Here is a 24,437-nt window from a genome sequence, read left to right on the forward strand (position 1 = left end):
TCACCCTGCGCCCCGTCAGCTCCCGGTACGCGCCACCGCGTCGCGGCTGGCAAGGGCGCGCTCTTCTCCGTGCAATTCTGCCAACTGGCCGCTGCGCATCTCCAGCAGACGATCGGCATGAATGAAATAGTGGTCGTCATGGCTGATCGCAAAGATGGTTTTGCCCATCTCCTGCATCAGCGGCAACAGCACCTGATAGAACTCGCGGCGGAAGTGCGGGTCCTGATCGGCAGCCCACTCATCCAGCAGAATAATGTCGCGATCCTCAGCCAGCGCCAGCAGCAATGCCACGCGCTTCTTCTGCCCTTTTGACAGGTTCAGGTTGAGGATCTTCCCGTTCTCCAGCGTCAGCTTTTCACTCATCTTCAGCCGCTCCAGCCACTGCGCCACCAGCTCCGGTCGCGCCTCCTGCCCGTTGTGGCCCAGCAGCTTGTCAAACAGCCAGACGTCGGTGAATACCGCGGAGAAATGCGCCCGGTAGTCATCGAGCGTCGCGGCAGTAACCGGTTCGCCATCCAGCAGAATGGTGCCGGATACCGGCTGATACAGCCCGGTGAGCAGCATCGCGAGCGTGGATTTCCCGCTGCCGTTGCCGCCAATCAGGAACAGCAGCTCGCCGCGCTGGATAGTGAGATTGATCGGCCCGACGCCAAAGCTGTTGTCCGCATAGTGGAACACCACATCGCGCAGCTCCAGCGTCTGCCACGTCTGCTTCTCACCGCGCGTCGGAAATGCCGGGTGATAAGGCGCGAGGGCGAATTTGTTCAGCTTGTTGAACGCTACCTGGGCGGTAAGCAGCGTCGGCAGCGCCCCCACCGCAGAGAGCAGCGGCGTGCGCAGGAACAGTAACGTCAGGGAGTAGATAGCCGCCACGTTGGTATCGGCCCAGCCGAGGCTGTTTGCCATCCAGAACACCAGCCCGATGGCACCGAGCATCATGATGTTCGACCAGTTCACCGCACTCAGGTGGAAGGTATCGGCGCGAATAATGTGGTGGCGATACTCTTTCGCGTCGGGGGTGTAGATCTGGTCGAAAATCCAGCCGGCACGCTCGCGGTTGAGGGTCAGCTCTTTACGCCCTTCCAGCACCGTCTGGTAATCCTTGTAAAGCTTGTCTTCGGTTTCGCGCAGGATCGCCATATGCCGATAGACCCGCGATACCAGCACAAAGCCGCCCCAGATGGTGATTGCCAGCCAGATAGTGGTCACCAGCAGCATTTTCGTGGAGAGCAGCGCCAGGTAGGCCGCACAACCGATGCTCAGAATAATGCCCTGCACCAGCTCCGGCAGGCGTACAAAGGCAATGGTGATATTGCGAATATCGCTGGTCAGCCCCGCCAGCAGTGCGGCACTGCCGAGCTGCTCCACGCGCTCAACCGGGGTGTCGAGGATGCGCTTGATGAATTCGCTACGCAGGCGGAATACGAAGTGGTGGCCAAGCGTAGTAAGCGCTAACTGGGAGCCTAAGGTGATCGCCATCAGCAGCAGCAGCAGACCGAGAAACTCCGGCAGCACGGCAAGTGACATATCGACGTTTTCGATCAGGCGCTGATTAATAAACGCGATAAGGCCAATACCGAGCGCGGCGCTGAGCAGGCTCAGCAGCATCACCATCAAAAAAGGCCAGCGATACTGGCGCCAGACAAGCAGCAAGAGATCCATAAAACGGGGCTATCCAATAAGAAAAATTCAGCCCGCAGTTTAAACGGCTCGCGTTTCACGGCAAGAATAATTCTTATTTTTATTCGCCCGCCCCGGCGGCGCGAAACGTCAGGTTATAGCGGTACTCGCCGGTCAGCGGATGCACGCCCGGTTTCAGGGGTTGAATGCCGTGATAATACAGGCGCGACGCCCCGCCCCACACCACCACATCCCCGTGCTCAAGCAACAGCCGTTTGATGGGGTCATTACGCCGCAGCCCGCCGAACTGAAACACCGCTGGCAGGCCCAGGGATACCGAGACAATGGGCGCCCCGAGATCCGGTTCGTCTTTATCCTGATGCAGCGACAGCTTCGCCCCCGGCGCATAGCGGTTGATCAGGCAGGCATCCGGCGTGAAACCAGCATAGCCCGCCGCCGCCGAGGCGCGATCGCTCAGGGCGCGAAACGCGTCGGGCATCGCAGGCCAGGGCTGGCCGGTCTGCGGATCGCGCGTGGCGTAGAGATAGCCGCCGTGGGTGGTGGCCCACCCCAGGGTGCCGCAGTTGGTCATCGCCACCGACATGGTATACCCGCCCGGCGTCACCATATGGCGAAACGGGGAGCAAGCGCTCACCTGCTCAATACCCGCCATCAGCGTACCGGCATCGGCCAGCGCGAAGCGGCGCAGCACCACCGCGCCGTCGGCCAGCGGCTCCTGCCAGGGTTCTTCTCCGTCAAACAGATCGAGCATTACTCCTCCTTACTTTTTGACTCACGGGCCAGCAGCATGGCTTTACGTTCGGTGCCCCAGCGGTAGCCCGCGAGCGCCCCGCTGCTGCGCACCACCCGGTGACAGGGAATGACCAGCGCCAGCCGGTTCGCTGCACAGGCACTTGCCACCGCCCGGCTCGCGCCAGGCTGACCGAGACGCTGTGCCAGCGCCTGATAGCTCAGGGTTTCGCCCGGCGGAATGGCCCGCAGCGCCTGCCAGACCCGCTGCTGAAACGCGGTTCCGCGGATATCGAGCGGCAACTCGCAGGCCAGCTGCGGGTGATCAATGCAGCCGATCACCTGCGCCACCTGCTGATTGAACGCCGCGTCCGCGTCGAGCCGGGTGGCATGAGGAAACAGCTGCGCCAGCTCATCGCGCAGCCTGTTTTCATCCTCCCCCAGCAGCACCGCGCAGATCCCACGCGCGCTGCGAGCCACCAGGCACAGCCCCAGCACGCAGGGGGCGACGGTATAATCCACCGTCAGGTCCGGCGCACCGCGACGATACTGCTGCGCCGTCATGCCCAGCGCGGTATCGGCCTGATGATAGAAGCTGCTGCCGGTCTGAAAACCGGCGTCCAGCATGGCGCGGGTCACCGTTTCACCGCCGTGCAGCGCGCTGCGCACCCGCCCGGCACGCAGCGCCTGCTGCCAGGCTTTTGGTGTCAGGCCGGTTACGGATTTAAACAGACGATGAAAATGCCATGGGCTCATGGCGACCTGACTGGCGATGGCGTTCAGGGTAAGCGGCATTTCGCTGGCAGCCAGAATGCGACAGGCTTCAACAATACGCTGCACGCGCTGCTGGTCAGGGTGGATGCGGTCCGGCTGGCAGCGCTTGCACGGCCGGAACCCCGCCGCTTCTGCCGCATCGGGGCTGTCAAAAAACTGCACGTTTTCCCGCCGCGCATGGCGCACCCGGCAGGAGGGTCGGCAGTAGATACCGGTGGTATTCACGGCAAACACAAAGCGGCCATCGGCTTTAGTATCCCGGGCCAGCACCGCCTGCCAGCGCCGTTCAGATTGTGGGGTAGCAATAGTTTTCATGTCCGGCTCCTCCTCAAAGGGTAGCCTCACTCTGGCAGGCTGCCTGCTCCGCCACACCCGAAATCTTGCTTTTTAATTCCCGGCATCCACCAGATAGCTTTTGAACTGTGGGGACATCCAGACCGAGAAGCCGTCCTGCTCTTTGCTGATCAGATAGACCGCCAGCCCCTGCGCCAGTGCAACTTCACGCGCCTTTTCCGGCCCGAGCACCATAAAACCGGTATCCCAGGTATCCGCTTCCAGCGCTGTCGGGGCAATCACCGTGGCGGAGACCAGCTTATGGGTGATGGGGCGCCCGGTTGCGGGATCGATGACGTGCGACAGGCGTTTGCCGTCCAGTTCATAGTAGTTGCGATAGCTGCCGGAGGTGCTGATGCCGTGGCCGTTGATATCCACCACTGCCTGCACGGCATTTTCACGATCCGTGGGTTTCTGAATGGCTACACGCCAGGGCTTACCTTCAGCATTCATCCCCCGGCTCACCAGCGCCCCGCCGACCGAGACCAGATAGCGACTGATGCCGTTACGCGCCATCAGCTGCGCCAGATGATCGGCGGCATACCCCTCGCCGACGGTGGAGAGATCGACAAAGAGATCGGGGATATCTTTTTGTAGCCACTGGCTGTCAGCGGCGTTGATCACCCGCAGATGCTGTAAGCCGGTGCGAGCCCTGGCGGCGGCGATCTGTGCCGCATCGGGCGTGGCGACAGGCTGTTTATCGGGGCCAAATCCCCAGAGATTGACCAGCGGGCCAACGGTGATATCCATCGCGTCCTGCATCTTGTGCCCAATGCGCAGCGAGAGCGTCACAATATCCGCCATCGCCGCATCGACGGGCCACGGGGCAGTGCTGGTCGAGTGATTAAACTGCATCAGCGCCGAGTCATCTTTCCAGGTGGAGAGCAGGCGATCGTCGGCATCGAGCTGCGCCTGGATTTGACGGCGTAGTTCTGGCGTGCGTTGCGCATCGACCCCGGCCAGGCTCACCCGCCAGGAGGTGCCCATGGTTTTGCCTTCCAGTACCAGCGGCGCATTTTCCGCCGCGCGATCGCAGCCAGCGAGCATCAGCGTTAACAGTAAAAAGAGAGAGTAGCGGAGTCGCATCGGTATTCCTCATTATTCGTGCGCGACAGCGTACACGGTTTTTTGGGTGACCAGAAAAACAAAAAAGGGGCCAGAGGCCCCTTTCGCATGACAACCGTCGAATCAGAACTGGTAAACCAGGCCTACACCCACGATGTCGTCGGTACCGATGCCAGCGGCACGGGTAAAGTCGTTGTCGTCCAGCAGGTTGATTTTGTAATCAACATAGGTGGACATGTTTTTGTTGAAGTAGTAAGTCGCGCCAACATCAACGTATTTAACCAGGTCCTGGTCGCCGTAGTTGATGGAGCCGTTGCTGATATCTTTACCGCGAGACTGCAGGTATGCCACAGACGGACGCAGACCGAAGTCGAACTGGTACTGAGCAACCACTTCAAAGTTCTGCGCTTTGTCAGCGTAACCGAACGCGTCAGAACCGCTGTCGCCACCGAAGCGGGTCGCGTTATAGGTCTGAGAGTACTGGGCTGCCAGGTAGAGGTTGTTCGCGTCGTATTTCACGCCGCCACTGTAGACATCTGCGCGATCGCCGCTGCCGTAGATCTCATCCGCACGGCCTGCGTTCAGGTTGTTCTGGTCGTCAGTACGTTTGGAGCTGGCTGCTGCCGCACCAATGCTGAAGCCCTGACCGATATCATAGGTCACAGAGCCGCCGAAGCCGTCGCCGTTCTGGTTCAGTACGCTACGGCCACCGGCTACGCCGTCTTCACCGCGTGAGCTGCCGTTCTGACCCTGATACTGCAGAGCAAAGTTCAGGCCTTCCACCAGACCGAAGAAGTCGGTGTTACGGTAGGTTGCCACGCCGTTAGCACGGGACTGCAGGAAGTTGTCTGCACCGTAGGTGTCGCCGCCGAACTCCGGCAGTACGTCGGTCCAGGAGGTCACGTCATAGATAACGCCATAGTTACGACCGTAGTCGAAAGAACCGGCATCAGCGAATTTCAGACCGGCGAAGGCGACACGCGTCCAGGACTTATCAGAGCTTTCATCGGTGTTGCCCTGGATCTGGTATTCCCACTGGCCGTAACCAGTCAGCTGGTCATTAACCTGGGTCTCGCCTTTGAAGCCGATACGCATGTAGGTTTTGTCGCCGTTATCGCCATCGTTGTCAGAGAAGTAGTGCAGGCCATCGACTTTGCCGAACAGATCCAGTTTGTTGCCGTCTTTGTTGTAAATCTCAGCCGCGTGCGCGGAGCCTGCTGCCAGCAATGCTGGTACCAACAGCGCGAGAACTTTAACTTTCATTATATTAACCCTCTGTATATGCCTTTTTATATGCCTTTTTATGTGCCACTGCTTACTGATTAACCCTGTAATCAGTCGGCAATCCCAATTCTTATGAAATTTAAAACACAAAGCCAACGGGAATATGATACGAAAACTTTTAAGATGTTTCATATATCCGCAACGGTGTAACAAAAGGTTAATAGAAGGGAACTTATTAAAGCACGAATCGCTAAAAATATGCGCACGGATGATCAAAAAATTTCAGTAACTCATTAAAAACATCAAGATAGGTAAATTTATGCTTTACCGCACTGATTGCCAAACTCATTTGTAAAGCGCCGACTAAAATCACTCCCGCTATCATCATTAACTTTATTTATTACCGTCATTCGAATCTGAATGTCTGTTTACCCCTATTATTACCGGATGCTCGCATCCGGTATTTTTTTTGCCTTTGATTTATTATTAGCGCTATTTTTAACCGTCACCCCGGTGAACTATATTTTTTCGCTGATTTATTTTTCAGCGCTGCGTTGCGCTATTTGCTCTCTCCCGTTGTGACAGTGCAGCGTCTCCGGTTGCGGGCATTTTCCCGCGCCGGGCCTTGTCTTATCGCTATTCGCCTGGAAAATCATTCATTTCGCTTTATACTGCTTTTTTTGCGATACTCGCGTAGTAGTACACCTGCCCGGCAGGACGTGACGTGAGATCGACGCCCAGCGAGCGATATCGCATCCGCTCAGGAAGAGCCTACAAAAGCAGTTTCAGCCGCCACACCTGGTTGAATTCGTCTCTATTTATGGCGTTGTTAAAGTGAGTTACACACAACAATGAGTCAATCTGACACAATGATCCCCAACAAGTTTTCACTGATGCCGGGTAGCATTACCCGTTTCTTTCTTTTGTTGATCATCGTTCTGCTGGTGACTATGGGTGTGATGGTGCAGAGCGCCGTTAATGCCTGGCTGAAAGACAAAAGCTATCAGGTGGTGGACATTACCCACGCGCTGCACAAACGGGTGGATACCTGGCGCTACGCGACCTGGCAGATCTATGACAACATTGCGGCTGCCAGCAGCGGCAGCGCGGCGGATGGCCTGCAGGAGACTCGCCTGAAGCAGGACGTCTACTACCTCGAAAAAACGCGGCGTAAAACCGAAGCGCTGATTTTTGGCTCTCACGACAGCGCCACCCTTGAGATGACCCAGCGGATGTCGAACTATCTCGACACCCTGTGGGGCGCCGAAAACGTGCCCTGGTCGATGTATTACCTGAACGGCCAGGACAACAGCATGATCCTGGTCTCTACCCTGCCGCTGAAAGATCTGGCGTCCGGCTTTAAAGAATCAACGGTGAGCAACATCGTCGATTCCCGCCGCGCCGAAATGCTTCAGCAGGCTAATGCCCTTGACGAGCGCGAGAGCTTCTCTCCCCTGCGCCGCCTGGCCTGGCAGAATGGCCACTACTTCACGCTGCGTACCACCTTCAACCAGCCGGGTCATCTGGCGACCGTGGTTGCGTTCGATCTGCCGATTAACGACCTGATTCCGCCGGGAATGACGCTGGACAGCTTCCGCCTCGACCAGAGCGACACCCAGCCTGCCGGCTCGGGTGCGGATAAAGGCGATCCGGACAGCGTGCGTATTCACTTCAACAGCTCACGCATTGAAATTAGCTCGCTGGTGGATAGCACCGGCCTGCGCCTGGTGTGGGAAGTGCCGTTCGGCACCCTGCTGATGGATACGCTGCAGAATATCCTGCTGCCGCTGCTGCTCAATATCGGCTTGCTGGGGCTGGCGGTATTCGGCTACACCACGTTTCGTCATCAGCCGGTGCGTCAGGCGGAAATGCCTGCCACCATGGCGAATAACAACGAACTGCACCTGCTGCGCGCCCTGAACGAAGAGATCGTCGCCCTGCTGCCGGTGGGTTTGCTGGTGCACGATCAGGAAGCGAATCGCACGGTGATCAGCAACAAAATTGCCGATCACCTGCTGCCGCACCTTAATCTGCAGAACATCACCACCATGGCGGATCAGCATCAGGGGGTGATTCAGGCCACTATTAATAATGAACTGTATGAAATCCGTCAGTTCCGCAGCCAGATCCTGCCGCGCACCCAGATCTTTATCATTCGCGATCAGGACCGCGAGATCCTGGTTAACAAGAAGCTGAAACAGGCGCAGCGGCTCTACGAGAAGAATCAACAGGGCCGGACGGCCTTTATGCATCATATTGGCGCGGCGCTGAAGCTGCCGGTGAAGCAGCTCGCCGAAGGGTTAACCGCTCTGAATACTCCGCAAACCCAGGTGATGGCGCAGAAAGCGGATACCATCGTGCGGCTGGTGGATGAGATCCAGCTGCTGAACATGCTGGAAGATGAGAGCTGGAAAACCAGTTCATCAAGCTTCGCCATTCAGGATCTGATTGATGAAGTGGTGCCGGAAGTGCTGCCGGTGATCAAGCGTAAAGGGCTGCAGCTGTTCATCAATAATCACCTCTCTCGCAACGAAGAGCGCCACGGCGACCGCGAGGCGCTGCGCAAAATTCTGCTGATGCTGATTCAGTACTCGGTGACCACCACCCACATCGGCAAAATTACGCTTGAGATCAGCGCGGATGAGTCCGCCAGCGATCGCCTGACGTTCCGGGTGCTCGATACTGGGGACGGCATCAATAATAATGAAATCGATAATCTGCACTTCCCCTTCCTCAACGAGACCAGCGAAGATCGCTACGGTCACGCCAACGGGTTGACCTTCTATCTCTGCAACCAGCTGGCGCGTCGCCTTGGCGGGCATCTTAATATCAAATCGCGCCAGGAGCTGGGTACGCGCTATTCACTGCATGTGAAAATGGCCGCTGAACCGCAGGACGAAGAGCAGGACGAGCGCCTGCTGGACGACGTAGTGGCGATGGTGGATGTCACCTCCAACGAGGTACGCAACATCGTTACGCGCCAGCTTGAGCACTGGGGGGCCAGTTGCATCACCCCTGACGAGCGGTTATCCAGTCAAGCCTTTGATATCTTTTTAACGGATAATCCGTCAAATCTTACTGCCTCAGGGTTGCTTTTAAGCGATGATGAGAACGGTGTACGTCGTATTGGCCCCGGCCAGCTACGGGTAAACTTCAATATCAGTAATGCCATGCAGGAAGCAGTGATGCAGCTCATCGAGGAGCAACTGGCGCAGGAGGAACTGCCTGAATCCCCGTTAGGGGGTGATGAAAACGCCCAGCTCCACGCCAGCGGCTATTACGCGCTGTTTGTGGACACAGTACCGGACGATGTGAAGAGATTGTATACTGAATCAGCAACCAGTGATTTTGCTGCGCTGGCACAGACGGCGCACCGCCTGAAAGGGGTGTTCGCCATGCTCAATCTGGTACCCGGCAAGCAGTTATGTGAAACCCTGGAGCATCACATTCGTGAGAACGATGCCCCATCGACAGAAAAATACATCAGCGACATTGACGCTTACGTCAAAAGCTTGCTGTAGCAAGGTAGCCTAATACATGAACAATATGAACGTAATTATTGCCGATGACCATCCGATTGTTCTGTTCGGCATTCGCAAATCGCTTGAGCAGATCGAGTGGGTGAATGTTGTCGGTGAATTTGAAGATTCCACAGCGTTAATCAATAACCTCCCAAAACTCGACGCACATGTGCTGATTACTGACCTCTCCATGCCTGGCGACAAGTATGGCGATGGCATTACCCTGATCAAGTACATCAAGCGTCACTTCCCGGCTATCTCGATCATCGTTCTGACCATGAATAACAACCCGGCCATTCTGAGCGCCGTGCTGGATCTGGATATCGAAGGTATCGTGCTGAAACAGGGCGCACCGGCGGATCTGCCGAAAGCGCTGGCTGCGTTGCAGAAAGGGAAGAAATTTACCCCGGAAAGCGTGTCGCGCCTGCTGGAGAAAATCAGCGCTGGCGGTTATGGCGATAAACGCCTGTCACCGAAAGAGAGTGAAGTGCTGCGCCTGTTCGCTGAAGGTTTCCTGGTCACAGAAATCGCCAAGAAGCTGAACCGCAGCATCAAAACCATCAGCAGCCAGAAAAAATCAGCGATGATGAAGCTGGGTGTGGAAAATGATATTGCCCTGCTGAACTACCTCTCTTCCGTGAGCCTTACCCCGGCGGACAAAGAGTAACGCATTTATACCCCGCCAGGCGTCCTGCCGGCGGGGTTTCTTCATTCTTATACCCGCGTTTTCCGCACCCGCTCCGCATATACCGCCAGCGTCTGGCTTAATACGTCCAGCGTTACCGGCTTCGACAGACAGCTGTCCATACCCGATTCGATACAGCGCTGCTTCTCTTCTGCCAGGGCATTGGCCGTTACGCCCACCACCGGTAACGTCAGGCCAAGCTGACGAATGCGCTGCGTCAGGCGATAGCCATCCATGTTCGGCATGTTGACGTCGCTCAGGACGATATCGATATGGTTCTTGCTCAGCACATTCAGCGCATCGATGCCGTCATTGGCAGTTTTGCACTGATAGCCCAGCGAACCCAGCTGGTCGGCAAGCAGGCGGCGGTTGATCGGATGATCGTCCACCACCAGAATCATCATATCGTCGTTCTGAGCATCAGAGCCAGAGCCTGCCGCCAGCGACGGCGTGCTGCCCGGTACGTCAACGTCAATGCGATAGATGCGGCCCAGCAGCGCAATCAGCTCATGCGGCGAGGCCACGCTGTGCAGCCACAGGTTGTCGCCCCGCTCCACCGGAATACCGATATGGCGACGCGAGAACAGGATCGCCGCGCGACCTGCCCAGTTGCTGAAGTTTTCATCATCGGTGATCAGCACATCGTCCTGATCCGGCACTTCACCGTTATAGCGCTGGGTGCGAATCCCGTTGCGCTCCAGCATATTTTCGATAAAGCCATGCAGCGACGCATTGCGTACCGCCAGCCAGCAGCGTTTATCCGCCAGGCCATCAACGTTCGCTTTAGCATTTTCACCCGCACTGTAAAGCGGAATGCGGATGGTGAACTGGCTGCCCATACCCGGCTCGGTATCAACGGCGATATCGCCGTCCATCATGCTGATCAGCTTCTCACAGATAGCCAGCCCCAGCCCGGTACCCTGGAAGTTGCGCTGTACGCCGGTGCCGACCTGGAAGAAGGGATCAAACAGCCGCACCACTTCCTTGGCCGGGATCCCGACGCCGGTATCCCGCACCCGGAAGGTGAGGTAATCCCCTTCGGTAGAGACATCAAGAATGATGCAGCCGCTGTCGGTGAATTTGATGGCGTTGCTCAGCAGGTTCGAGATCACCTGCTGCAGACGCATCGGATCGCCCTGCAGCGTCAGCGGCACGTCCGGGGAGATAAAGCAGTACAGCCCCAGCTGTTTACGCACCACCAGCGGATGGTAGTTGGCGGTCACGTGGCTCATCACTTCGCGCGGCGAGAATTCGCGCGGCTCGATTTTCAGCTGTTCGGACTCAATTTTCGAGAAATCGAGAATATCGCTGATGATTTTCAGCAGCAGGCTGGAGGAGTTGTTCATCGCCGTCACCAGGCGATCCACGCCTTTCGGCAACGCCTTGGTCTGCAGCAGGTCGAGGTTACCGATAATGCCGTAGAGCGGCGTGCGCAGCTCGTGGCTGACAGTGGCGAGGAACATCGATTTCGACTGGCTCGCCTGCTCAGCGGCCTGCGCCATGTCCTGCAGCGACTCTTCCATTTTCACGCGGGCCGACACGTCCACCAGCACGCAGATCGCCACGTTTTCATTGCGATAGCGCGAGTGGACGAAGCTGATTTGCAGGTTAGTCTGGTTGCTGGTCAGGACATCGACGAAGTTGACCTGCTGGCCGCAGATAATCTGCGTCAGCCGCTGCCGATCTTCGTGGGTCAGCATATTGAGGTAGTTATGCGCCAGCTCGTTACTCAGGATATTGGTGCCGTCCTGGGTCCGCAGGATACAGATCCCCACCGGCGCCGAGGCGACGATTTTGCGGTTGAACTGCTCATGCTCTTCCAGACGCTGGGCGTCGTTTTCCGCCGGAATAAAGATGCGTCGCTCGTACATACGCGCGAGGGTAAACAGCACCACGCCGACCAGCACATTCAGCAGCACCGCGTTAAGGATCAGCATGCGGATACGCTCCAGCACCAGATCAACCGGCACCGAATAGACCACGCTTAACGAGGAAGGCGGCAGGCTGCGTTTCAGCACCAGATCGCGGAAGCCGGAGGTATAGCCGAACCAGGCGCGATCCTGGGTCCAGCGCGGATCGGGTTCGATGCGCGATTCCGGGCCGGTCAGCGAGATCAGCGGCTGGTTGTTCTCATCGACGATGGTCACGCCCATCGGCAGGCTGCCAGGGGTAAAGAAGTTTTCCATGCGAATGGTCTGCTCGATACCGAGCAGCGCCTGCAGGCGGTTCGCCAGATAGACCGGCGTCAGGGTATAGAAGTAGCCCACGCCCGGACGCGGCCCCTGGCTTATCCAGAACAGGCTGTTGCCCTGCTCTTCACGCGGCGCGTTGCGGTACTTCAGGATGCGCTCGTGCAGCGCTTTCAGGGCCTTATCGTGCTCAACCGGGGCATCACGCAGGCCAAAATCGGCCATACAGAGGTTATCGCTACCAATCAGGAATACGCGATTCAGATCGTAAGCCGCGGAAAAGTTATCGCGCCAGTAACGCAGGAACCAGGCCAGCGACTGCAGCGAGTCGCGCCAGGTATTACCGAGCATTGCACAGTCGGAATCGGGGAACAGCGGCTGGAATTCGGGAATGCCGACGCGATCGTTGTTGCGCGCCGCGCCCGGCAGCACGCCGTTTTCAACCGTCAGGCGATTCTCAGCGATGTACTTCAGCTCTTTCATTACGTCCGAGGTCCGCTGGATATAGCGCTGCGCCTGTTCATAGCTCAGGTTGAACTCCTGGCGGATTTCAGACTCTTTTTCATGCAGGGCATTAACGATGTAGAACACCGAAAACAGGGCGATCAGCAGCCACAGCAACAGCGCCAAAGCGCGGAACAGATAGCGCGACACTTTGAGCGTCGTACGGAAAGAAACGAAGTATTTCAAAATGACTGAGCCGTCAACAGGATGAAAGAATGTGCTTTAAAGTAGCGGTAAATGTCAGTACTCGCAACGGCAATAAAAAAGGGCGAACAAGCCGCCCTCTTCCCTGCCTTGCTCAGGCTACCCGCTAACCAGCGGGCGGCCTGCCTGGCTTACTCGTCAGCGTCGTCCGCTGCTTCGTCATCGCCTTCCGCTTCCGGAGCGATTTCATCGTCCCCTTCTGCGACCGTGCCGTCGATAGAATCCAGTTCTTCATCATCAACAGGCTCAGCGACGCGCTGCAGACCCACCACGTTTTCGTCTTCCGCGGTGCGGATGAGGATAACGCCCTGGGTGTTGCGGCCAACGATGCTGATTTCCGATACGCGGGTACGCACTAAGGTACCGGCATCGGTGATCATCATGATCTGGTCGGCGTCGTCAACCTGCACCGCGCCTACCACCGGACCATTGCGGTCGGTGACCTTAATGGAGATAACCCCTTTGGTGGCACGAGACTTGGTCGGATACTCATCCGCCGCGGTACGCTTGCCGTAGCCGTTCTGCGTCACGGTGAGGATCGCGCCTTCGCCGCGCGGCACAATCAGAGAGACCACGCTGTCGCCGTCCATCAGACGAATACCGCGCACGCCGGTCGCAGTACGACCCATAGCACGCACTGCATCATCCTTGAAGCGCACCACTTTGCCCTGCGCCGAGAACAGCATCACTTCGTCACTGCTGGTGGTCAGGTCAACGCCAATCAGCTCATCACCCTCGTTGAGGTTGACCGCGATAATGCCGGCGGTACGCGGACGGCTGAACTCTTTGAGTGCGGTTTTCTTCACGGTACCGCTGGCGGTGGCCATAAAGACGTTCACGCCCTCTTCGTACTCACGCACCGGCAGAATGGCGGTGATACGCTCGTTGGCTTCCAGCGGCAGCAGGTTGACGATAGGACGTCCACGCGCCCCACGGCTTGCTTCCGGCAGCTGGTAGACCTTCATCCAGTAAAGGCGACCACGGCTGGAGAAGCACAGAATAGTGTCGTGGGTGTTGGCCACCAGCAGACGGTCGATAAAGTCTTCTTCTTTAATACGCGCCGCCGATTTCCCTTTCCCGCCGCGACGCTGCGCTTCGTAATCGGTTAACGGCTGATACTTCACGTAGCCCTGGTGCGACAGGGTAACAACAACGTCTTCCTGGTTGATCAGGTCTTCGATGTTGATGTCCGCGGTGTTGGCGGTGATTTCGGTACGACGTTCATCACCGAACTGATCGCGCACCAGCTCCAGCTCTTCGCGGATAACTTCCATCAGGCGATCGGCGCTGCCGAGGATATGCAGCAGCTCGGCGATCTGCGCCAGCAGCTCTTTGTACTCGTCGAGCAGTTTTTCGTGCTCCAGACCGGTCAGCTTCTGCAGACGCAGGTCGAGAATGGCCTGAGCCTGCTGTTCGGTCAGGTAATATTTCCCGTCGCGCACGCCGAATTCCGGCTCCAGCCACTCCGGACGCGCAGCGTCATCACCGGCACCTGCCAGCATCGCGGCCACGTTGCCCAGATCCCACGCCTGAGAAACCAGGCCGGCTTTCGCTTCCGCTGGCGTTGGCGCGCGGCGGATCAGCTCGATAATCGGGTCGATGTTCGCCAGCGCAACGGCGAGCGCTTCGAGGATATGAGCACGATCGCGGGCTTTACGCAGTTCAAAGATGGTACGACGCGTCACTACTTCGCGGCGATGGCGCACGAAGGCGCTCAGGATCTCTTTCAGGGTCAGGATTTTCGGCTGACCGTGATGCAGCGCCACCATGTTAATGCCGAAGGAGACCTGCAACTGCGTCTGGGAGTAGAGGTTGTTCAGCACCACTTCACCCACGGCATCGCGTTTAATCTCAATCACGATGCGCATACCGTCTTTATCGGACTCGTCACGCAGCGCGCTGATGCCTTCCACGCGTTTTTCTTTTACCAGCTCGGCGATCTTCTCGATCAGACGCGCTTTGTTAACCTGGTATGGGATCTCGTGAACGATGATAGTTTCACGGCCCGTTTTGGCATCGGCTTCCACTTCCGCGCGGGCGCGAATGTAGATTTTGCCGCGGCCGGTACGATAGGCTTCTTCAATACCGCGACGGCCATTGATGATAGCGGCGGTCGGGAAGTCCGGCCCTGGGATGTGCTCCATCAGTCCTTCAACGCTGATGTCTTCATCATCGATGTAGGCCAGGCAGCCGTTAATCACTTCCGTCAGGTTGTGCGGCGGAATGTTAGTCGCCATACCCACGGCGATACCGGAAGCCCCGTTAACCAGCAGGTTCGGGATCTTGGTCGGCATAACGTCAGGAATGCGCTCGGTACCGTCGTAGTTATCAACGAAATCAACGGTCTCTTTTTCGAGATCGGCCATCAGCTCATGGGCGATCTTCGACATACGGATTTCCGTATAACGCATCGCCGCGGCGGAGTCGCCGTCTACTGAACCGAAGTTACCCTGGCCATCGACCAGCATGTAGCGTAAGGAGAATGGCTGCGCCATACGCACGATGGTGTCATAGACAGCGGTATCACCGTGGGGGTGGTATTTACCGATTACGTCACCAACGACACGGGCAGATTTTTTATAGGCTTTGTTCCAGTCATTGCCCAATACGTTCATGGCGTAAAGCACGCGACGGTGTACCGGTTTCAGGCCATCTCGGACATCCGGCAGCGCACGGCCAACAATGACCGACATCGCATAATCCAGATAGGAGCTCTTCAGCTCTTCCTCAATGTTGACCGGTGTAATTTCTCTCGCAAGGTCGCTCATCTAACCGCTATCCCTCTACTGTATCCCGGATTCAAAGGTCGCAAATTATAACACAAGCCTGGTCATACCGGTAAGCCTTATCCCGCCCGGATAGCAGGTTGATTTCTCGCGGTTTGCCCCGGGTTGACGCCGCGTTGCAACCCAGGGCCGCCGGTAATCATTCTTTCTTCGACGCGGCGGCCTGTTATACTTCTTTTTCTTACGAGACAAGGAGTAAACGCGCTCATGAATGCTGAACAATCCCCAACACCTCATAACGTCGACCACAATGAGATCGCGAAATTCGAAGCGGTCGCCTCACGCTGGTGGGATCTGGAAGGGGAATTTAAGCCGCTGCACCGTATCAATCCGCTGCGTCTGGGCTACATCAGCGAACGCGCCGGCGGCCTGTTTGGCAAAACGGTGCTCGACGTCGGCTGCGGCGGCGGCATCCTCGCCGAAAGCATGGCGCGCGAAGGCGCTACCGTGACCGGTCTGGATATGGGCGCGGAACCGCTGGCAGTGGCGCGCCTGCACGCGCTGGAGAGCGGCGTGAAGGTTGACTACATCCAGCGCACCGTTGAAGAGCACGCGGCGCAGAACCCGGCGGGCTACGATGTCGTCACCTGTATGGAGATGCTGGAGCACGTCCCGGACCCGCAGTCGGTGGTACGCGCCTGCGCCGCGCTGGTAAAGCCCGGCGGCCACGTGTTCTTCTCAACGCTTAACCGCAATGCTAAATCCTGGCTGATGGCGGTAGTCGGCGCGGAATACGTGCTGCGCATGGTGCCGAAGGGCACTCACGATGCGAAGAAGTTTATCAAGCCGTCCGAGCTACTGGCATGGATTGACGATACGCCGCTTAAAGAGCGTCATATCACCGGCCTGCACTACAACCCGCTGACCAACAAATTCCGTCTCGCGCCGGGGGTTGATGTTAACTATATGTTGCATACCGAAGCAAAAAACGCCTAACGACATAAGTATTTGCTATAAGGATTGCGCGGGCTTTACCGCGCAATTTTGTCGGGTCGTTGAAGAAATCAGCACTCGATCAAATTTTCATTTTTTTTTGCAACTTATTGACATAGCCAACAAGCCTTACGATACGAGGGCTTAGCCATAGACCCGCCGAATAAGACGCAAAAACATCTCAAAATCAACTCTTGTTCTCAAATGATTCCCTACTAGAATACTCATCATCTAGCGTTAAACTTATCTCAAACCCCCTATATGTAGTATTTATCCACAGAGTTAGTCACAGACTGGCGGCTGTGTATAAGCGGGGGATATTTTTTCTATTTCTTACGGACGGGTACATTCCTCATGAATCAGAGTCTGCTGGTGACTAAGCGTGACGGTGCGACCGAGCGCATTAACCTCGATAAAATCCATCGTGTGCTTGACTGGGCGGCGGAAGGCCTGGAGAACGTCTCAATCTCTCAGGTTGAACTGCGTTCCCACATCCAGTTTTACGACGGGATTAAAACCTCTGACATTCATGAAACCATCATCAAGGCCGCAGCCGACCTGATCTCCCGCGATGCGCCGGATTATCAGTACCTCGCCGCGCGCCTGGCCATTTTCCACCTGCGTAAGAAAGCCTACGGCCAGTTCGAGCCGCCGACGCTGCACGACCACGTGGTAAAAATGGTGGAGCTGGGCAAATATGACCGCCACCTGCTGGAAGACTACTCCGTAGAAGAGTTCGAGCAGATGGACGGCTTTATCGACCACTGGCGCGACATGAACTTCTCTTACGCTGCGGTAAAACAGCTTGAAGGGAAATACCTGGTCCAGAACCGCGTCACCGGCGAGATCTACGAGAGCGCGCAGTTCCTGTATATCCTCGTCGCGGCCTGCCTGTTCTCTAACTACCCGCGCGAAACCCGTCTCGACTACGTGAAGCGTTTCTATGACGCGGTATCAACCTTTAAGATCTCGCTGCCGACGCCGATCATGTCCGGCGTGCGTACGCCGACCCGTCAGTTCAGCTCTTGCGTATTGATCGAGTGCGGCGACAGCCTCGACTCCATCAACGCCACCTCCAGCGCCATTGTGAAATACGTTTCCCAGCGCGCCGGTATCGGCATCAATGCCGGCCGCATTCGTGCGCTGGGCAGCCCGATCCGCGGCGGTGAAGCCTTCCACACCGGCTGTATTCCGTTCTACAAGCACTTCCAGACCGCGGTGAAATCCTGCTCTCAGGGCGGCGTGCGCGGCGGGGCGGCAACCCTCTTCTACCCGATGTGGCATCTGGAAGTGGAAAGCCTGCTGGTGCTGAAAAACAACCGTGGTACCGACGCCAACCGCGTGCGTCACATGGACTATGGCGTGCAGATCAACAAGCTGATGTACACCCGCCTGCTGAAAGGTGAAGACATCACCCTGTTCAGCCCGTCTGACGTTCCTGGCCTGTACGACGCCTTCTTCGCCGATCAGGACGAGTTTGAGCGTCTGTACGTGAAATACGAAAAAGACGACAGCATCCGTAAGCAGCGCGTGAAAGCGGTGGACCTGTTCTCCCTGATGATGCAGGAGCGCGCCTCTACGGGCCGTATCTACATCCAGAACGTGGACCACTGCAACACCCACAGCCCGTTCGACCCGGTGGTTGCGCCGGTGCGCCAGTCTAACCTGTGCCTTGAGATCGCCCTGCCGACCAAACCGCTGGACGACGTCAACGACGAAAACGGCGAAATCGCCCTGTGCACCCTCTCCGCCTTCAACCTCGGCGCGATTGACAGCCTGGACGAGCTGGAAGAGCTGGCGATCCTTGCGGTGCGTGCGCTCGACGCCCTGCTGGACTACCAGGACTACCCGATTCTGGCGGCAAAACGCGGTGCGATGGGTCGTCGTACCCTGGGTATCGGCGTCATCAACTACGCCTACTACCTGGCGAAGCACGGCGTGCGTTATTCCAACGGCAGCGCCAACAACCTGACGCACAAAACCTTCGAAGCGATTCAGTACTACCTGCTGAAAGCCTCGAACGAGCTGGCAAAAGAGCAAGGCGCCTGCCCGTGGTTCAACGAAACCACCTACAGCAAAGGCATCCTGCCGATCGACACCTATAAAAAGGATCTCGATGGCATCGCTAACGAGCCGCTGCACCTCGACTGGGAAGCGCTGCGTGAGTCCATCAAGACCCACGGCCTGCGTAACTCCACGCTCTCTGCCCTGATGCCGTCTGAGACCTCCTCGCAGATCTCGAACGCCACCAACGGCATTGAGCCGCCGCGCGGCCACGTCAGCATCAAAGCGTCGAAAGACGGTATCCTGCGCCAGGTGGTGCCGGAGTATGAGCGCCTGAAAGATCAGTACGAACTGCTGTGGGACATGCCGAACAACGACGGTTACCTGCAGCTGGTTGGTCTGATGCAGAAGTTCATTGACCAGTCTATTTCGGCGAACACCAACTATGACCCGACGCGTTTCCCGTCAGGCAAAGTGCCGATGCAGCAGCTGCTGAAAGACCTGCTCACCGCCTATAAATTTGGCGTGAAAACCCTCTACTACCAGAACACCCGTGATGGTGCAGAGGACTCCCAGGATGACCTGGCGCCGTCCATTCAGGACGACGGCTGCGAAAGCGGCGCATGTAAAATCTGATTAAGCGGGGCGGGGAAACCCGCCCTCTTGTTGTTAAGGCGGCAGGTGCGCTTCGCTTACCTGCCCTACGAGAATAACCGCAACATCAAGCCGTAGGGTGGATAAGCGAAGCGCATCCACCATTAACAGCAGATATTGTTCGCAGACAGGACCCACATTCATGGCATACACCACCTTTTCACAGACGAAGAATAATCAGCTGCTGGAACCGATGTTCTTTGGCCAGCCGGTTAACGTGGCGCGCTACGACCAGCAGAAATATGACATCTTCGAAAAGCTGATCGAAAAACAGCTCTCCTTCTTCTGGCGTCCGGAAGAAGTGGATGTTTCCCGCGACCGTATCGACTATCAGGCGCTGCCGGATCACGAGAAGCACATCTTCATCAGCAACCTGAAATACCAGACGCTGCTGGATTCTATCCAGGGCCGCAGCCCGAACGTGGCGCTGCTGCCGCTGATCTCCATTCCGGAGCTGGAAACCTGGGTAGAAACCTGGGCGTTCTCTGAGACCATCCACTCGCGCTCCTACACCCACATTATCCGCAACATCGTTAACGATCCGGCGGTGGTGTTCGACGACATCGTCAACAACGAGCAGATCCTCAAGCGTGCGGAAGGCATCTCCCACTACTACGACGATCTGATTGAGATGACCAGCTACTGGCATCTGCTGGGCGAAGGCACCCACAGCGTTAACGGCAAAACCGTGACCGTGAACCTGCGCGAGCTGAAGAAGAAGCTTTACCTCTGCCTGATGAGCGTCAACGCGCTGGAAGCGATTCGCTTCTATGTCTCCTTCGCCTGCTCCTTCGCCTTCGCCGAGCGCGAACTGATGGAAGGCAATGCCAAGATTATCCGCCTCATCGCCCGCGACGAAGCGCTGCACCTCACCGGCACGCAGCATATGCTGAACCTGCTGCGCAGCGGCACAGATGACCCGGAAATGGCGGAGATCGCCGAAGAGTGCAAACAGGAAAGCTATGACCTGTTTGTGCTGGCGGCACAGCAGGAGAAAGAGTGGGCAGAGTACCTGTTCAAAGACGGCTCGATGATCGGCCTGAACAAAGACATTCTCTGCCAGTACGTCGAGTACATCACCAACATCCGTATGCAGGCGGTGGGCCTCGATCTGCCATTCCAGACGCGCTCTAACCCGATTCCGTGGATCAACACCTGGCTGGTGTCCGATAACGTGCAGGTGGCACCGCAGGAAGTGGAAGTCAGCTCTTACCTGGTCGGTCAGATTGACTCTGAAGTGAACACCGACGACCTCAGCGATTTCCAGCTCTGAGTGATGAATAACCGCATTACCTTACGCCTCACCGGCGCTCAGCTTGAGTGCCTGGAAGAGCATCCTTCTCTGCTGCTGGCGCTCGAGTCACATAAGGTGCCGGTAGAGTATCAGTGCCGGGAAGGGTACTGCGGGTCGTGCCGGACGCGTCTGGTGTCCGGGGAAGTCACCTGGCTTACCGAGCCGCTGGCGTTCATTGAACCAGGCGATATTCTGCCCTGCTGCTGTAAAGCGCGGGGCGATATCGAAATCGAACTGTAAAAAAAGCGGGCCTGATGGCCCGCCTTTTTCTTATCTGCCCTTCTCTTACCCGCGTTTCGCCGCGATCGCCTGATGGTGCTTGCGCTCACCGATCATCACCACAATCAGCAGCAGCACCGCCAGCACGCTTCCGCCAATCATGACGATGAAGCCGCCGTCCCAGCCGAAGAAGTCCACGGTGTAACCGACAATGGCACTGGCCGCCACCGATCCACCGAGGTAACCGAACAGCCCGGTAAAGCCTGCCGCCGTGCCTGCCGCTTTCTTCGGAGCCAGCTCAAGCGCGTGCAGACCAATCAGCATCACCGGGCCATAGATCAGGAAGCCGATAACAATCATGCAGATCATATCGACATGCGGGTTGCCCGGCGGGTTCAGCCAGTACACCACGGTGGCGATAGTCACCAGCGTCATAAAGAACACGCCGGTTGCGCCGCGGTTGCCGCGAAAGACTTTGTCCGACATCCAGCCGCACAGCAACGTCCCTGGAATACCCGCATACTCATAGAAGAAGTAGGCCCAGGAGGATTTATCCAGCGCAAAGTGCTTCACTTCCTTCAGATAGGTCGGTGACCAGTCGAGGATGCCGTAGCGCAGCAGGTAGACAAACACGTTGGCGATAGCGATATACCACAGCAACTTATTCGGCAGCACGTACTGCATGAAAATCTGCTTCGCGGTCAGCTCTTCCTCATGCTTATCGCTGTAGTCGTCCGGATAGTCGTTTTTGTACTCCTCAATGGGCGGCAGACCGCAGGACTGCGGTGTATCGCGCATGAGCGCAAAGGCAATCAGCGCCACGATGATGGCCGCAAACGCAGGCATATAAAGTGCCGCTTTCCAGTCATTAAACCAGGCCATACCCAGCAGGAACAGCAGCGGTGGCAGCCCGCCGCCGACGTTATGTGCGCAGTTCCACACCGACACAATCCCGCCGCGCTCCTTCTGCGACCACCAGTGCACCATGGTGCGCCCGCACGGCGGCCAGCCCATACCCTGGAACCAGCCGCACAGGAACAGCAGCACGAACATCACGGCGATGCTGGAGGTCGCCCAGGGCACAAAGCCCATAAACAGCATTACCGCCGCGGCGAGGATCAGCCCCGCCGGCAGAAAGACGCGCGGATTCGAGCGATCCGACACCGACCCCATAATGAATTTTGAAAAGCCGTAGGCGATGGAGATCCCCGACAGCGCAAAGCCCAGATCGCCGCGCGAGAAGCCCTGCTCAATCAGGTAAGGCATTGCCAGCGCAAAGTTCTTGCGCACCAGATAGTAGGCTGCATAGCCAAAGAAAATCCCCATAAAGATCTGCCAGCGCAGACGGCGGTACAGCGGATCGATCTGCCCGTCGGGCAGCCGCGATTGATGGGGTGCAGGTTGGAAAATACCGATCATTAAGCCTCCGGGGCCATATAGTTATTATCGTCAGCGGAAACGCCCGGCAACGAATCGCCTGTGTTAAACAAAAGGGTGCCAATGTTAGAAAAAGGCGGCCAATGTTACTGTGAAATGACACACGGAATGTTACAGATTTAAGACAAAACAACAAAAAAGAGCATCAGATCACGTTTTATGCTCGAAAACGCGCATTTACGAAGCAAATGCTGGTCGCTGATTTGCGTTATGTGAAGGCGGAATTTAGCGTGACAGCCTGTATGGCGGGATGAGACAGGATATGCAGGTCGGATACAGAGCCGCGCCCGGCAGGTTTGTCGGGCGCGGTAATGCAGCAGGGTATGGTTTTACCTGTCTACAGGGTAAGACGCTCCGTCACCCGCACCCAGCCATGACCCTGGGAGACATCATCCCCGTTGAGCAGACGGCGCAGCATGTTCTGGGCAATCATTGAGGCCACCGCCTGGCGCACCGGCAGGCGGTGATTCGCCAGGCTCAGCTGAACGCGAATAGCACGGCTGCCCGCGTCGCTGTGCAGCGCAAACAGCAGGCTGTCGTCCTGATGTGCCCCCGTCACCAGCGCCAGTGCGCCGTCCGCCGCCTGTGACAGCGCCCGCGCCCGGGCGGCGATCTCAGCCAGCGACTCAGCACGCGGTGCCAGCACTTCCCCATCCGCCAGCGGCGCGCCGGCCTGATTCAGCTCCAGCGACAGCAGGCCAGCGGTGAACTGCTCGCTCACGCACAGCCGCAGGTCACGGGCGCGCAGGCTCTCGGCCAGCAAACCCGGCAGCCCCACGGTACCTTCGAAAATCAGGCTCTCGCCGGCCACCTGGCGCACCTCCGGCCACAGGGCTTCCATCTGCGCCCGCTGGCTGGCCGGTCCGGTGAGTTTCAGTTCAATGATTGGCATGGAGGAGCGGTACCCCATCACCACGCCATCCGGCAGGTTCAGGTGGCTCAGACTCTGAGCAAGATCGCTTTCCGAACGGCCAAACGTAGTCAGGCGCAGGCACACCGGAGGGGCCGGTAGTTCAAAACGCTGCTGAATGCGCGGGAGGATCTCTTTCTCGACCATCACTTTAAATTCAGACGGCACGCCTGGGGTGAAGAAGAAGGTGCAGCGGTTAAGCGTCAGTGCAAAGCCGCAGGCAGTGCCAACCGGGTTATCGAGCATCTCGCTGCCGGCGGGGATCATCGCCTGTTTGCGGTTGCTGGGCGCCATCACCCGGCCACGGCTTTCGAAAAAGCGCGTCATATGCTCAAGCCACGACGCCTGCAGCTCCAGCTCAACGCCAGCGGCGCGTGCAGCAGCCAGCGCGCTAAGATCGTCGCTGGTGGGGCCAAGGCCGCCGTTGACGATAACCACATCGGCTTCGGTGCTGCGCTCCTGCAAAATGGCGATCAGGCTGTCGAGATCGTCGCCCACGGTGTTGCGGCGCGTGAAGGGTAAACCCTGCGTGAAGAGGTAATCGGCAAGCCAGGCGGCGTTGGTATCAACGATTTGCCCGTGCAGGACTTCATCGCCGGTAGAGAGCATTTCCACAGTTAACATCGACTTACTCCGCATAGAGTGAAGGCTCTACTATAGCGCAAGGCGATACCGGGGAAAGCGAAAAGGCGCGGCAATGTGCCGCGCCCTGGGGATCAGAAGGAGACGATGCCACCCACGTAAGGGCCGTCGGCCACCGCGTTGTCGCGATCGCCATCTTTGCCGGCGAGGTTGATGTAGCGATAACCCGCTTCGATGCTGATCGGACGCATAATGGTCCAGCGCACGCCGGCGTTCGCTTCTTCATAGTCCTTCACGCCGCTGGAGAGCGAGTCCGGGGAGTAGTAGTACTCGCCATACAGACGGAAGCTGTCGGTCAGCGGCCACTGCAGGCCACCGCCTACCGCCGCCGCATAGCCTTCGTCACCAGATTTCGGGTTCAGGTAGATGCCCTTGCCGCCCACGGTGGCCAGCAGCGGTCCCAGCGGCAGGTTCAGGCCGATGCCCAGCCCGCCGATTTCGCCGTCATCATCGTTATGCGCCCAGTTACCGCTCAGCGCCAGCCCGGTGGTATCGGTGCCAAAGCCCACGCCGACGTTGGTGTACTCTTTGCCCGCCTGGGCATTCACGCTGATGGCGCTGGCGTAGCCTGAAACAAACAATAAGCTGGCGATACCAGCAAGCACGACTTTTTTCATTTTTGCTCTCTTTATAAACTCACAATCGATGTGCCGGCATTGTACCGTTGCGCTTGTTGCTTTCAAGGCGCG

Annotated in this window: 16 protein-coding genes; 6 read left to right on the forward strand and 10 right to left on the reverse strand. The window is 57.5% G+C overall.

Going from position 1 to position 24,437, the window contains the following annotated elements; genetic code table 11:
• Nucleotides 1-15 precede the first annotated feature (15 nt).
• The 5 genes from KFZ77_RS13380 to KFZ77_RS13400 all read right to left on the reverse strand — a co-directional run bounded on the left by KFZ77_RS13380 (nucleotide 16) and on the right by KFZ77_RS13400 (nucleotide 5,805).
• Nucleotides 16-1,662: a multidrug ABC transporter permease/ATP-binding protein gene (locus tag KFZ77_RS13380; protein ID WP_031520642.1), complete on the reverse strand. Its 1,647-nt coding sequence runs from the start codon at nucleotides 1,660-1,662 to the stop codon at nucleotides 16-18.
• 79 nt (nucleotides 1,663-1,741) lie between these two features.
• The gene (gene alkB / locus KFZ77_RS13385; protein ID WP_031520640.1) at nucleotides 1,742-2,392 is read right to left on the reverse strand and encodes a DNA oxidative demethylase AlkB; all 651 of its coding nucleotides are present in this window, start codon (nucleotides 2,390-2,392) and stop codon (nucleotides 1,742-1,744) included.
• Complete coding sequence (gene ada, locus KFZ77_RS13390) at nucleotides 2,392-3,459, reverse strand: bifunctional DNA-binding transcriptional regulator/O6-methylguanine-DNA methyltransferase Ada (RefSeq protein ID WP_264384479.1); 1,068 nt, start codon at nucleotides 3,457-3,459, stop codon at nucleotides 2,392-2,394. Before ada ends, alkB begins: the two co-directional genes overlap by 1 nt.
• A gap of 72 nt (nucleotides 3,460-3,531) precedes the next feature.
• Nucleotides 3,532-4,563 (reverse strand): FAD:protein FMN transferase ApbE, encoded by a 1,032-nt coding sequence (apbE, locus tag KFZ77_RS13395; RefSeq protein ID WP_035890946.1) that lies wholly within the window; start codon nucleotides 4,561-4,563, stop codon nucleotides 3,532-3,534.
• 102 nt (nucleotides 4,564-4,665) lie between these two features.
• Nucleotides 4,666-5,805, reverse strand: coding sequence for a porin OmpC (locus tag KFZ77_RS13400; RefSeq protein ID WP_264384480.1), 1,140 nt, complete (start codon nucleotides 5,803-5,805; stop codon nucleotides 4,666-4,668).
• Between the two features lie 812 nt (nucleotides 5,806-6,617).
• Between KFZ77_RS13400 and rcsD the strand changes: the two genes are divergently transcribed.
• Both rcsD and rcsB read left to right on the forward strand, forming a co-directional pair.
• Nucleotides 6,618-9,287, forward strand: coding sequence for a phosphotransferase RcsD (gene rcsD, locus KFZ77_RS13405; RefSeq protein WP_264384481.1), 2,670 nt, complete (start codon nucleotides 6,618-6,620; stop codon nucleotides 9,285-9,287).
• A 16-nt stretch (nucleotides 9,288-9,303) separates the two neighbouring features.
• Entirely contained in the window at nucleotides 9,304-9,954 is a 651-nt protein-coding gene (gene rcsB / locus KFZ77_RS13410) for a response regulator transcription factor RcsB (RefSeq protein ID WP_031520632.1), read from the forward strand.
• Between the two features lie 47 nt (nucleotides 9,955-10,001).
• Here the strand turns inward: rcsB and rcsC are convergent, their stop codons facing one another.
• The gene (rcsC, locus tag KFZ77_RS13415) at nucleotides 10,002-12,851 is read right to left on the reverse strand and encodes a two-component system sensor histidine kinase RcsC (protein ID WP_264384482.1); all 2,850 of its coding nucleotides are present in this window, start codon (nucleotides 12,849-12,851) and stop codon (nucleotides 10,002-10,004) included.
• Between the two features lie 149 nt (nucleotides 12,852-13,000).
• Nucleotides 13,001-15,637: a DNA topoisomerase (ATP-hydrolyzing) subunit A gene (gyrA, locus tag KFZ77_RS13420; protein ID WP_264384483.1), complete on the reverse strand. Its 2,637-nt coding sequence runs from the start codon at nucleotides 15,635-15,637 to the stop codon at nucleotides 13,001-13,003.
• Between the two features lie 225 nt (nucleotides 15,638-15,862).
• Here gyrA and ubiG point away from each other — a divergent pair, with 225 nt between their 5' ends.
• The 4 genes from ubiG (at nucleotide 15,863) to yfaE (ending at nucleotide 20,780) form a co-directional block, all read left to right on the forward strand.
• Nucleotides 15,863-16,591, forward strand: coding sequence for a bifunctional 2-polyprenyl-6-hydroxyphenol methylase/3-demethylubiquinol 3-O-methyltransferase UbiG (gene ubiG, locus KFZ77_RS13425; RefSeq protein ID WP_031520627.1), 729 nt, complete (start codon nucleotides 15,863-15,865; stop codon nucleotides 16,589-16,591).
• A gap of 351 nt (nucleotides 16,592-16,942) precedes the next feature.
• Nucleotides 16,943-19,228, forward strand: a complete 2,286-nt coding sequence (gene nrdA, locus KFZ77_RS13430; RefSeq protein WP_031520625.1) for a class 1a ribonucleoside-diphosphate reductase subunit alpha — start codon at nucleotides 16,943-16,945, stop codon at nucleotides 19,226-19,228.
• 160 nt (nucleotides 19,229-19,388) lie between these two features.
• Nucleotides 19,389-20,519 (forward strand): class Ia ribonucleoside-diphosphate reductase subunit beta, encoded by a 1,131-nt coding sequence (gene nrdB / locus KFZ77_RS13435; protein ID WP_031520623.1) that lies wholly within the window; start codon nucleotides 19,389-19,391, stop codon nucleotides 20,517-20,519.
• 3 nt (nucleotides 20,520-20,522) lie between these two features.
• A complete protein-coding gene (gene yfaE, locus KFZ77_RS13440) occupies nucleotides 20,523-20,780 on the forward strand; it encodes a class I ribonucleotide reductase maintenance protein YfaE (RefSeq protein ID WP_031520621.1) in 258 nt (85 codons plus the stop codon).
• A 45-nt stretch (nucleotides 20,781-20,825) separates the two neighbouring features.
• Here the strand turns inward: yfaE and glpT are convergent, their stop codons facing one another.
• The 3 genes from glpT to KFZ77_RS13455 form a co-directional block, all read right to left on the reverse strand.
• Nucleotides 20,826-22,178, reverse strand: a complete 1,353-nt coding sequence (gene glpT / locus KFZ77_RS13445; protein ID WP_031520619.1) for a glycerol-3-phosphate transporter — start codon at nucleotides 22,176-22,178, stop codon at nucleotides 20,826-20,828.
• Between the two features lie 355 nt (nucleotides 22,179-22,533).
• Nucleotides 22,534-23,730 (reverse strand): nicotinamide mononucleotide deamidase-related protein YfaY, encoded by a 1,197-nt coding sequence (locus KFZ77_RS13450; protein ID WP_264384484.1) that lies wholly within the window; start codon nucleotides 23,728-23,730, stop codon nucleotides 22,534-22,536.
• Between the two features lie 92 nt (nucleotides 23,731-23,822).
• Nucleotides 23,823-24,365, reverse strand: coding sequence for a YfaZ family protein (locus KFZ77_RS13455; protein ID WP_264384485.1), 543 nt, complete (start codon nucleotides 24,363-24,365; stop codon nucleotides 23,823-23,825).
• Between the last annotated feature and the right edge of the window lie 72 nt (nucleotides 24,366-24,437).

It is taken from the genome of Siccibacter colletis, from assembly GCF_025914095.1.
GTDB classification, from domain to species: Bacteria; Pseudomonadota; Gammaproteobacteria; order Enterobacterales; family Enterobacteriaceae; genus Siccibacter; species Siccibacter colletis.